General features: G+C 41.4%; 11 protein-coding genes and 2 tRNA genes. 12 read left to right on the top strand and 1 reads right to left on the bottom strand.

Annotated features, from left to right (window positions below; all coding sequences use genetic code 11):
- Window positions 1–135 precede the first annotated feature (135 nt).
- The 7 genes from BMX69_RS18580 to BMX69_RS25270 all read left to right on the top strand — a co-directional run bounded on the left by BMX69_RS18580 (window position 136) and on the right by BMX69_RS25270 (window position 7,883).
- The gene (locus BMX69_RS18580; RefSeq protein ID WP_054790448.1) at window positions 136–1,461 is read left to right on the top strand and encodes an ABC transporter substrate-binding protein; all 1,326 of its coding nucleotides are present in this window, start codon (window positions 136–138) and stop codon (window positions 1,459–1,461) included.
- 65 nt (window positions 1,462–1,526) lie between these two features.
- Complete coding sequence (locus tag BMX69_RS18575) at window positions 1,527–2,411, top strand: carbohydrate ABC transporter permease (RefSeq protein ID WP_100043185.1); 885 nt, start codon at window positions 1,527–1,529, stop codon at window positions 2,409–2,411.
- Window positions 2,412–2,423: 12 nt separating this feature from the next.
- The gene (locus BMX69_RS18570; RefSeq protein WP_100043184.1) at window positions 2,424–3,263 is read left to right on the top strand and encodes a carbohydrate ABC transporter permease; all 840 of its coding nucleotides are present in this window, start codon (window positions 2,424–2,426) and stop codon (window positions 3,261–3,263) included.
- A gap of 27 nt (window positions 3,264–3,290) precedes the next feature.
- Entirely contained in the window at window positions 3,291–5,285 is a 1,995-nt protein-coding gene (locus tag BMX69_RS18565) for an alpha-amylase family protein (protein ID WP_100043183.1), read from the top strand.
- 213 nt (window positions 5,286–5,498) lie between these two features.
- Window positions 5,499–7,469, top strand: a complete 1,971-nt coding sequence (locus BMX69_RS18560) for a methyl-accepting chemotaxis protein (RefSeq protein WP_100043182.1) — start codon at window positions 5,499–5,501, stop codon at window positions 7,467–7,469.
- Window positions 7,470–7,584: 115 nt separating this feature from the next.
- Window positions 7,585–7,719, top strand: a complete 135-nt coding sequence (locus BMX69_RS24950; protein ID WP_278280691.1) for a hypothetical protein — start codon at window positions 7,585–7,587, stop codon at window positions 7,717–7,719.
- Between the two features lie 5 nt (window positions 7,720–7,724).
- Window positions 7,725–7,883: a MarR family winged helix-turn-helix transcriptional regulator gene (locus BMX69_RS25270; RefSeq protein ID WP_278280690.1), complete on the top strand. Its 159-nt coding sequence runs from the start codon at window positions 7,725–7,727 to the stop codon at window positions 7,881–7,883.
- A gap of 88 nt (window positions 7,884–7,971) precedes the next feature.
- On the opposite strand, the gene BMX69_RS18550 is transcribed toward BMX69_RS25270, so the two are convergent.
- On the bottom strand, window positions 7,972–8,364 hold the full coding sequence (locus BMX69_RS18550; RefSeq protein WP_038280284.1) for a desulfoferrodoxin family protein: 393 nt from the start codon (window positions 8,362–8,364) through the stop codon (window positions 7,972–7,974).
- A gap of 198 nt (window positions 8,365–8,562) precedes the next feature.
- Here BMX69_RS18550 and BMX69_RS18545 point away from each other — a divergent pair, with 198 nt between their 5' ends.
- The 5 genes from BMX69_RS18545 (at window position 8,563) to BMX69_RS18525 (ending at window position 11,254) form a co-directional block, all read left to right on the top strand.
- Entirely contained in the window at window positions 8,563–9,498 is a 936-nt protein-coding gene (locus BMX69_RS18545) for a DUF1848 domain-containing protein (RefSeq protein WP_100043181.1), read from the top strand.
- A gap of 62 nt (window positions 9,499–9,560) precedes the next feature.
- Complete coding sequence (locus tag BMX69_RS18540; protein WP_100043180.1) at window positions 9,561–10,442, top strand: MBL fold metallo-hydrolase; 882 nt, start codon at window positions 9,561–9,563, stop codon at window positions 10,440–10,442.
- Window positions 10,443–10,454: 12 nt separating this feature from the next.
- Complete coding sequence (locus BMX69_RS18535; protein WP_054790452.1) at window positions 10,455–10,967, top strand: cysteine hydrolase family protein; 513 nt, start codon at window positions 10,455–10,457, stop codon at window positions 10,965–10,967.
- 100 nt (window positions 10,968–11,067) lie between these two features.
- Window positions 11,068–11,140 (top strand) — tRNA-Phe (locus tag BMX69_RS18530).
- Window positions 11,141–11,183: 43 nt separating this feature from the next.
- Window positions 11,184–11,254, top strand: a tRNA-Gly gene (locus BMX69_RS18525).
- The last annotated feature ends 223 nt before the right edge of the window (window positions 11,255–11,477 follow it).

The following is an 11,477-nucleotide window of genomic DNA, read 5'->3' as shown; positions in this document are numbered from 1 at the left end:
CGGTGGATTTTACAAAGTGGTATGTAAAATATACATAAAAACTATAAAATGACCATTCATTGTATAGTGATATTTTTCTATAATGGGATCGTGAAGAGGGATGGAAATATGAAATAAAAAGGAGGAAACAAATTTATGAAAATAAAAAAGGTAATGGCTTTAACATTAGCAGGCGTACTGAGTCTTTCTATGCTGACAGCCTGCGGGTCTAAAACAGACAGCGTAAGCAAGGAGTCTGGTGATGAAAAGGTAACAATCAGACTCTTAACAAGAATGGCAGGAACCTCAACTCAGGTAGGTATTTATAACGATATCATCAATGAATTTAAAAGTAAACATCCGGAAGTGACCATCATTGACGACTCCCAGGGTGATGAATCGGCATTTAATAATATCCTGACGACTGATATTGCTTCCGGAACCATGGCTAACATCTTCCGAATCCAGGGGGTTGCAAATCTTTCCGACTATATCGATAATGGCTTATTATTAAATCTTCAGCCATATCTTGATGCAGATAAAGAATGGAGCGGTGGATTTACGGAGGGCTCCCTTTCCTATTATCAGGTACCGGGACATGAAGGCACCTATGCAATTCCAATGGAATCTGGCCTGATCGGCGTTTATTATAATGAAATGCTTTTTAAGAAAGCAGGAATTGAAAAATTCCCCGAGACCTGGGAACAGCTGTTAGACGCAATTGCTAAGTTAAAAGAAAACGGAATTATCCCAATCGCTATGGGAGCACAGTCAACCTATATGGCAGGTCATTTACATGACCAGATCTTCTATAAATGGATGGGAACAGAAGCAGCAAAATTATTAGGAAACAGAGAGATGAAGTGGACGGATGAGGGTGTCGTAAAGACATTACAGTTTGAAAAAGATTTAATCGATGCAGGTGCCTTTGATCCAAGTGCTGCAGGTATCACAGATAATATTGCTTTAACTCAATTTCAGCAGGGGGAAGCTGCAATGGTGATTACCGGACCTTGGAACATCAGTACGTTTACAGATAAATCAGCCACTCCTGTGTCAGATAATATTAAAGTCGCGAAGTTTCCCTATTTTGAAGAAAAACCTGAATTTAAAAATCAGGATATGCAGATCCTGAGTCCTTACATGGTAAGCGGTAAATTAGAAGGAAAAGAATTAGACTTGACGATTGAATTATTAAAAATGCTGACCGGTAAAGAAGCAGCTAAGAGATTTGCAGAAGAGGCAGCTTTCTTAATTCCAAGAACCGATCTGGACTTGGATAAGTCAAAATGTACCGACTTATTTATCCAGAATGTAGAGATTGGAGGAACGTCGGAAGGAATCGGCGTAGACGTATTCGACTTTGATCCTTTGACTTCCATGCAGGATAGAACAAGAAATTCAATTGTAAGCTTATTTACAGGGGCCTCTGCCCAGGATGCGGCAGCAGTAATCCAGGCTGAGATTGATAATGCAAAATAAATGACCTGGAATTTCATAATTCAAATGAATTGTGAAATTCCTTTTCATTATAAGGAGGAATTTCATTGATAACATTAAAAAACAGGAAAGTGAAAATATACATAGCACTGTTTTTGCTGCCGGCATTGATCGTATATCTATTATTTCAAATTGTACCATTAATTCTGGCATTTTACTTTTCACTGGTTGAGTGGAATGGTATCTCGGGTGCGGCTCTTAAATTTGTTGGACTTAAAAATTATATCGATGCGTTTCATAATGCGGACTTTTTACTTTCCATTAAAAATATGGTGAAAATGGTATTCTTCAGCGTATTATTCCATACGCCCATTGCTTTATTAACGGCGGTTGCAATTAATACAAGATGTAAAGGATACCGGGCATTTAAAGCTCTCTTTTTTGTACCTACGGTTTTTCCGTTAACTTCCGTGGGTTTGATGTGGTACTTTGTATTCATGCCTACCGGTTCCCTGAATGCGTTGTTAAAGAACATCGGTCTGGCCGACCGGGTGGTTCCCTGGCTGGTGGATCCTGCAACCGCAATGAATACCATTGTATTTGTTAATATATGGGCTGGTATCGGCTATTATATGGTCATTCTCCTTGCCGGCCTTACGACAATTTCTGATGAGCTATATGAAGCAGCCTCCATTGACGGAGCTACTTCCGTTCATAAGTTTCTTGAGATTACGGTTCCTATGCTAAAGTCCACAATTTCCATGTGCATTTTGATGGATATTATCGGTTCTGTAAAAGTTTTTGATCTGGTATTTGCAATGACCGGCGGAGGTCCAAACGGTCTGACGAATCTTCCTACAACATTAATGTACAATGAGGCATTTAAATACAGCCATTATGGACTTGGAAGCGCAATTGGCATTATTATTCTGATTGCCTGCCTGGCAGGAACATTAGGAAGTAATTTTATCATGTCCCGTAAACACGATTAAGGGAGGAGAGCTATGAAAAAAACAGAATCAAAGAGCAAGCTTGGTAAAATCATCATGTACTTTTATCTGCTGGTAATGACAGTGGTATTTGCCATGCCGATGGTTTTTACCTTATTATCCTCTGTGAAAACAAAACTTGAAATCTTTTCAGACCCATTTGCGCTGCCCAAGGTACCGCAGTTTATCAATTATATCGTAGCCTGGAAAGAAGCCAATATGAGCCGGTATTTTATCAACAGTATCCTGCAGGCCGGCGCTACTGTTATTATATTGGCAATTATGGCATCCATGGCGGCATATGTTTTATCCAGGTTCGATTTTAAAGGGAATAAGTTTCTGCTTTTATTCTTTACCGTAGGAATGATGGTCCCCATGCATACGGTATTGGTGCCTGTTGCCTATATTATTGGAGCCTTGAACTTAAAAAACAATATACTGGCCCTGATTCTAATCTACGTATCCTTTAGTCTTCCTTTTAGTATTCTTGTGATGACTAATTTCATGAAAGGCGTCAATCGCTCTTTGGAGGAAGCGGCAGTAATCGATGGCGCAACGTATTTCCAGGTATACAGGCTGGTGATACTCCCGCTTTGTATTCCTGCATTATCTACTATATCAATCTTTAATTTCTTATCGGCTTGGAATAATATTTTATTCCCGCTGTTGTTTATCAACGATAAAAAATTGAAGCCTATTTCCCTGGGGCTGCTGAATTTTAACGGTGAAAGAGGAAGTGATTACGGTCCATTAATGGCAGCTATCGTAATTACGGTTGCATTGCCACTGATTCTTTACCTGTTATTCCAGGAAAAAGTAGAGGGCGGACTGGCAGCAGGGGCTGTAAAAGAATAAACAATGTTCAGATCAGGAGGATAAGCAATGAGCGATTTAAGATTCAGACAGGTTCATCTGGATTTTCACACCAGTGAATACATACCAGAGGTTGGTACAGATTTTAATGGGGAGGAATTTGCCAAGAGACTTGAAAAAGCCAATGTGGATTCCATTACCTGCTTTGCAAGATGTCATCATGGCTGGCTGTATTATCCATCCAGAAAACACCCAGACCTCATCCATCCCGGCCTTACCAATCATAATCTGTTATTAGATCAGATAAAGGCCTGTCATGACAGGGGAATCAAAGTGCCGATTTATACCACGGTACAATGGGACGGCCGCATTATGCGGGAACATCCGGAATGGCTCTCTGTAGACGAGCAGGGGAATTATATCAATACCCAGAATGTGGAAGAACCTCATTTTTATCATACAATTTGTTTAAGCAGCGGTTATCGTAAATTCTTTATAGAGCATCTCCATGATATCATGGATGTGGTGGGAGTGGAGAACATTGACGGATTCTTTATGGATATTTTATTTCAGGTAGATTGCTGCTGTGACCATTGTAAAAAGAAAATGGAGGAACTTCGTCTGGACAGCAGAAAAAAGGCAGTAAGATTAAAATATTCTCTGCAAATGTTAGAGGAATTTAAAACAGAAATTACAACGGTTATTAAAGAGAGAGTTCCTGAGGCCTCTGTTTTCTATAACAGCTCCCATGTAGGGCCGGCATCTAAGGATAATTTTAAGGAGTACAGCCATCTGGAATTGGAATCCTTACCAAGCGGAGGCTGGGGCTATGACCATTTTCCCGCTACCAGCCGATATGCACGAACCCTGGGAAAGGACATGATAGGAATGACCGGAAAATTCCATACCTACTGGGGGGATTTCCATTCCCTGAAGAATCAGGCGGCCTTAGAGCTGGAATGTTTTCACATGCTGGCAATGGGGGCAGGCTGTTCCATCGGAGACCAGCTTCATCCAAGAGGCCGGTTATCAGAAGGAGCTTATGACCTGATTGGAAAGGTATATAAGAGTGTCAGGGAAAAAGAACCTTACTGCAGGGAGGTAAAGCCGGTTGCGGAGATCGCAATCCTTACACCGGAAGAATTCTATCCTGAGGGAGAATATAACCTGGGGATTTCTCCTTCTTTAATTGGAGCGGTTCGAATGCTTCAGGAGCTTTCTTATCAGTTTGATGTGATTGACAGCAAGACGCCCATGGATTCCTATCAGTTAATTATTTTACCGGATTGTATTTATTACAATGAAGAGCTGGAAAAAGTGATGAAGAACTATATTGCCAATGGCGGTAAAGTAATCGGTTCTTATGATTCCTGCCTTAATAAATACAGCAAAGATAATATATACGGTATTACATGGAAAGAGGAATCCCCGTATTACAGGGAATTTGTGATGCCGAATCAGATCATTGGAAAAGATTTATATAAAGAAGAGTACGTCATGTACTTAAGAGGTCATAACGTGGAGGCAAACGGCGGGGAGGTTTTAATGGATAAAATAGAACCTTATTTCGACCGTTCCGGAAAAACCTTCTGCTCTCACCAGCATGCACCTTCTTCCGGGAAGGTTGGATATCCGGAAGTGATCCGAAATGGAAATGTGATTTATTTTGCACATCCCATCTTTAAACTGTACCGGAAAAATGCCGCCAAATGGTGCAAGCTAATGCTAAAGGATGCGGTTGCGTTATGCCTGGAACATAAATTAGTGAGCCATAACGGACCCTCTACTATGATAACAGCCTTAAATCATCAGGAACAAGAGAAACGGGATATTCTTCATATCCTTCATTACATTACAGAAAAACGATCTGAGGATATCTGTACGGTAGAAGATGTTATCCCCCTGTATGGTGTGGAATTTAAAATATATACAGGTAATAAGCAGCCGGCAGCCGTTGCCTTGGTTCCGGGAGAAGCAGCCGTTCCTTTCGTAAGAGACGGACAATATATTTCCTTCCGGTTAGATAAAATAGAAGGTCATTGTATGATAAGCATTCAATATTAATATTATTCTACTATGAGGGTGAGATGATTCCAAGCTTCTTGTCAATTATCACCTGATAAAATTGACCGTACCTGATATGTAAAAAGTTGTCCAAATAAGTGTAAAACTTTAGTAAAATTCATATAGTTATCTGAAAATTATCCGATATACCCATTAGGCCGCTATAAATTGTATTGTCAGAGGGGCAAACTGGATATCGGAGGATAACGTAATATGAAAAGGAAATACAAAGGAATAAAAAAAGAACTGGTAACATTCACCATTGGATGTATCATCTGTATTGTATTTATACTGTCCGTAGGCTCCATTTATCAGACCTATCATACGACCCGGAAATCACTGGCCAAGAGTTTAAAGGAAACATCGGAACTGGTTTCTGAAAAAATAACTCAGAAGCTGGAAGAGTATTCCATCATATCCGAGTCAATTGCCCTTTATATGAAGGGGAATGTGCAAAAAGGAGGCAACATCAATATATTTTTACGGATCTCATGTTCCCAGTACGGCCTTAATAACATCGATATCATTTCGTCTGACGGAACCTCTGTTGTCAATGGGAAATCCTATGAGCAGGACAATGCATACCTGCAGGCAAAAAACGGAACTCCCTTTTTATCCGATCCGATCCTTCAAAAAGATTCTGCCTCCTTTGAATATGCATACCCCTATGATGATCTGGTGGTCATGATTGAATTTCCTTATTCTGTTTTCCAGGAGATGATTGCGGACACAAAGCTTGGGGATACCGGAAGTACTTATATTTTGAACCGGGAAGGCACGAAAGTGGCCCACGAGGATTTTTCCCTGGTATTATCACAGCAAAATGACGCAGAGTCTGCAAAAACCAGTCAAGCTGTCTATGGAGAGATTGCAAAGCTGGAAGCTGCAATGGTAAACGGCGAAACCGGCTTCGGATTCTATCGTTGGAACGGGGAAAATCGGTTCGGTTCCTATACCCCTGTGGGTAACACCAATGGCTGGTCGGTGAATGTGACCGCTTCAGAATCTGAATTTATGCCCGGTGTTGCAACCTCTATGTTAAATGCTGTTATTTTGGGAGCTGTCTCTCTGATATTCGCGGTTTTCGTTATGCTTCGGATCACGGACCGGATAACAAAACCCATTGGGCAGGTGGTAAATTCCATTGACCAGTTATCCGCCGGGGATTTGAGCATTGATCTTAATATGGAACGCCGCGATGAAATAGGGGGAATCGGGGAAAAAGTCAATGAAATGGCAGGGAAATACAGAGATATTATCCACGATATATCCCGGTTTTTACAGGAGGTTTCTTATGGGAACCTGACGGTTCAAAGTAATTGTGAGTATCCAGGGGAATTTAACGGCATACGAAGTTCCATGGAAATCATCGCTTCCCGTTTAAATGATACCATATTAAATATCCGTTCTTCCGCCGAAGAGGTCAATTCAGGAGCCGGACAGGTTTCCGGTGCTTCCCAGGCACTGGCATCCGGAGCCGCCGTACAGGCAGCAACGGTGGAGGAATTAAATGCCTCCATAGTAGATGTTTCAGAAATGGCAGGTAAGAATTCAGAGCATGTACGGAAGGCTTCCGATTATGTAAAGCAATCCGGATCAAGGGTCAGCGCAGGGAACCGGCATATGCAGAGTCTTCATTCGGCTATGGAAGAGGTAAGCTTATCTTCTGAAAAAATATCCGGTATCACAAAAATGATTGAGGATATCGCATTTCAGACCAACATTCTGGCTTTAAACGCCGCAGTTGAAGCAGCCCGGGCCGGGAGTGCGGGTCAAGGGTTTGCGGTGGTTGCAGGAGAGGTCCGGAACCTCTCAGCCAGATCTGCTGATGCGGCAAAACAGACTGCCCAGCTGATCGGGAATACGGTAAAAGCGGTTTCAGAGGGAAAAAGGCAGACGGCTGAGACGGCAGGAATCCTTAAGGAGATCGCCGATAAATCCATTCTTGTAGAACAGGTTATGGAGGAAATTGAATCAGCCTCATTGGAACAGGCCAAGGCTATGGAGCAGATCCTGGGAGGACTATCCCAGGTATCTGCCGTGGTGCAGTCCAATGCGGCAGCAGCGGAGGAAAGCTCGGCTTCCAGTGAAGAACTGGAGGCACAGGCCCAGGCGTTAAGGCAGGAGGTTGCAAAGTTCCAACTATTTGAGGAAACTGTTTCCCACGAAGAAAATGATAATTAAAAAATTAATCCTGGTTTACGATCCTCCAAAAAGGAAGTTTACAAAAAGGATAATTGTTAAGCATTAAGCCTAACGATTACCGATAAATTGTAAATAAATATTATTGGAGGATTTTGTGATTCCGATTAGTTTTACCCTCGAAATGCCCATGAATGGCGGAATATTTACTTCTGGCGGAACGGTTGAGGGAAATGCAAAGGGACAGTATGATTCGTTTCAGGAAACTATCAAGTTTTTTAAGAAACGGTAGGAACGTTGATAAATGATTCAAATCGTTGTATACTAAAAGACAATAAATATATTGCCAATAAATTAGGGGCTACGAAGCAAAACGTTACGCAGTTGATTAAAAGCCTTGAAAAGAAAGGCCTGGTTGCGATCGCCCCAAGCAAAAAGGATAGAAGGAGGGCATAAGAATCGCCGCAGGATTATGATCCTGCGGCGATATTGGAAACAGAGAATGCCTCTTTCCTTGAGTGTACTTCAGGGAATACTTTTTTCGTTACGCCTCTGTTTTCCAGAATCCGTGAAGATTGCAGTAGGCAAAAGCGGCTTTTGGAGAATCACCGTTCTCCAGAGTAAAGCAGGCCACCGGTTCACAGTCAGGGCTTAAGCTTACTCTCATGACACTTCCTGCCGTTGTCTGTAAGCAGACCCAGGAAATGTTGTGTTCCTCGGTCATGGGATGGAACGTGCTGCCCACCTTTACAGTCACATGATTTCCTTCTGTCTCAATGACCGGAACATGTTTTTCCGTGGCACCATCCGAAGTATTAGGTTCCAATATTTCAAAAGGTTTCAAACTGTCCGGAAGCGCAGCATTGGGAGTACCAGAGATGGCTTCCAAAATGACGTTATGATTTTTGTCAGTTAAAAATACAGGTTCATTTTTCATGGGGTTCCTCCAATTGTAGATGATGATAGAAAACGGCTTCATTTCATATATCAGAATTCCCAGTTATTAGGCAAAACATTATGCCAACTTATTCCAGACAGATGCCATATTCGAAATTCTTAAAAAAGTGAAAGAGGTTGAAGCGGGCGTATGGAATGCTTATAATGATCTTACTAAGAAGAAACAGGAGTGAGAACTATGATACTCAGTGTCAGCAGGCGGACTGATATTCCACAATTTTATTCGGATTGGTTTTTTAACAGGCTGGAAGAAGGGTATCTTTATGTAAAAAACCCCATGAACAGCCATCAGATCAGCCGGATCGACCTATCTCCGGAGCAGGTGGAGCTTATGGTATTCTGGACAAAAAATCCGGAGCCTATGATGAAACGAATCCGGGAACTTGGAAGCATCCCTTACTATATCCAATTTACATTGACGGGATATGGAAATGATGTTGAGCCTGGACTGCCGGATAAAAGGCATTTGATCGATATTTTCCGGGAAACGGCAGAAAAAGTGGGAAAAAGCCGTATGGTCTGGCGGTATGATCCCATATTCCTTAACGGCCGTTACAGAGAGGAATACCATTTGCGGGCCTTTGAAGAAATCGCCAGAGGTGTATGCGGTTCTGCGGAAAAAGTAGTGATCAGTTTTCTGGACAAGTATGGAAAGACGGAACGTAACATGAAGGGAATCCCGGTAGAAGAATTGGATGAAGAAGGGATGAAAAGGCTGGGCAAAGGACTGGCTGCGATTGCAGGTACTTACGGACTCAGGATTGAAGCATGTGCGGAAATAGCTGATTTAAGTTCTGCCGGGATTTCACGAGGAAGCTGCATTGACCCTGCGATGGCGGAATACTTAATCGGCGGTCCGGTATGCCGGAGGAAGGATAAAAATCAAAGAACAGAATGTGGATGCATGGAAAGCGTTGAAGTGGGAACTTATGACACCTGCCTGGCCGGTTGTAAGTATTGCTATGCCAATGACAGTGTGGAGGCAGTGAAGAGGAGACGCACATTATACGATGAACATAGCCCGCTGCTTTGCGGAAGGGTGGAAGAAGGAGACAGGATTTCGGAGCGGAAAGGAAGGTCTGTCCGGAAAGATCCGACTCTTCCTTTCCTGTAAGATCATTATCAGCATTAAAACTACAGTTTTCAAAGGATTTCTACTATATGGAGGTTTCCCAAATGTATGAGTTAAATCAGGTTAGCACAAATAGTTATTATGTTCAAAGCCCGGCAAAGATTGGCATTGTTAAGCTTAACGATACGGAAGTATGCCTTATTGACAGCGGAAGTGACAAAGATGCCGGGCGGAAAGTCAGGCAGATACTGGATGCCAATGGCTGGCGGCTGACGGCAATTTATAATACCCATTCAAATGCCGATCATATCGGAGGCAATAAGTATTTACAGAATCAAACCGGATGCAAAGTTTATGCCCCCGGTATTGAATGCGACTTTACGAACCACACCATCCTTGAGCCTTCTTTCCTGTATGGCGGATTCCCGCCAAAGGACTTAAAGCACAAATTCCTGATGGCTCAGGAAAGCAGTGCAGAACACCTTACAGAGGGGGTTCTTCCGAAGGGTATGAGTGTGATTCCTCTTCCCGGTCATTTTTTTGATATGGTGGGTTTTAGAGATATGGATGACGTCGTTTATTTGGCAGACTGTCTGTCGAGCAAAGAAACACTGGAAAAATACCAGATCGGGTTTATTTATGATGTATCCGCTTACCTTGACACCTTGGAAATGGTAAAGACCCTGAAAGCAAAGGTTTTCATCCCTGCCCACGCAGAAGCAACGGATGATATCGCCCCGCTCGCTCAGATTAACATTAACAAGGTACATGAAATAGCAGATAAGATACTTGAAATTTGTAAAGATCCGATTATCTTTGAAAAGGTTTTACAGCAGCTTTTCAATGACTATGGTCTGTTAATGAATTTTGAGCAATATGTACTCGTTGGCAGCACGATCCGCTCTTATCTTTCCTGGCTAAAGGATACCGGGCGAATGGAAGTGATTTTCGAAAATGGACAGCTGCTCTGGAAAACAATAGAATAAAGGGGTATTTAAATGGTATTGTTGGTAGTAGATACACAGGATATGATTGTTACAAATGAATTGTTTCAATATGAAACATTTGTAAATAACATGAAGCAATTAATTCATTTAGCAAGAACCAAGGGCATAGAGATTATTTATGTTCGTCACGATGATGGTTTTGAGCTGACTAAGGGCGTAAAAGGATTTGAAATATTTGAAAAATTTGCTCCAATGAATGAGGAAAAGATATTTGATAAACATGTTAATAGTGCATTTAGGGATACTGGTTTATTAAAATACCTGCGCTCTAAAAACGAAGATACTATTATGATTACAGGTCTGCAGACCGATTACTGCATAGATGCAACAATAAAGTGCGGTTTTGAACATGGATTTGAAATTGTTGTTCCGGCTTATTGCAATACAACTGTTGATAATGAGTATATGACGGCGGAACAATCCTACAAATATTATAATGAGAAAATGTGGAATTCCAGATATTCAAGGTGTGTAAGTTTTGACCAGGCATGTGATATGTTTTAAAGATTTTACTGAGAATTATATTTTTTTGAGATAATTTAGAAAACTTGTCTTGACAATATGGTAGAAATCTTGTAGAATTATTCGTGTTGCAGGTGGTTATGCCCAGATAGCTCAGTTGGTAGAGCAGAGGACTGAAAATCCTCGTGTCGCTGGTTCGATTCCGGCTTTGGGCATTGTGCTTTTCAAAGCACTTTTGAAAAACTTCAGAAATTCCGTGCGGGTGTAGTTCAATGGTAGAACACCAGCCTTCCAAGCTGGATACGTGGGTTCGATTCCCATCACCCGCTTTAGCAAAAGAAACCTATTTTTGGCATTAGTCAAGAATGGGTTTCTTTTCATTCTTGATCGATTCTTAATCCTTATTCCCTCTATAATAAAATGATATAAATATTCGGATTTTCAATAATTTTGCAGTAATGAATTTTATTTTATTCACTTTGGAACATAAAAATGATATTTTGGAACATTGATAGATAACATAAAAGATTTTCTGGTATGCTAGTTTAATAG

This window comes from Lacrimispora sphenoides JCM 1415 (assembly GCF_900105615.1).
Lineage (GTDB): Bacteria > Bacillota > Clostridia > Lachnospirales > Lachnospiraceae > Lacrimispora > Lacrimispora sphenoides.
The sequence above is the reverse complement of the archived record's forward strand: the minus strand, read 5'-3'. Positions and strand labels throughout refer to the sequence as shown.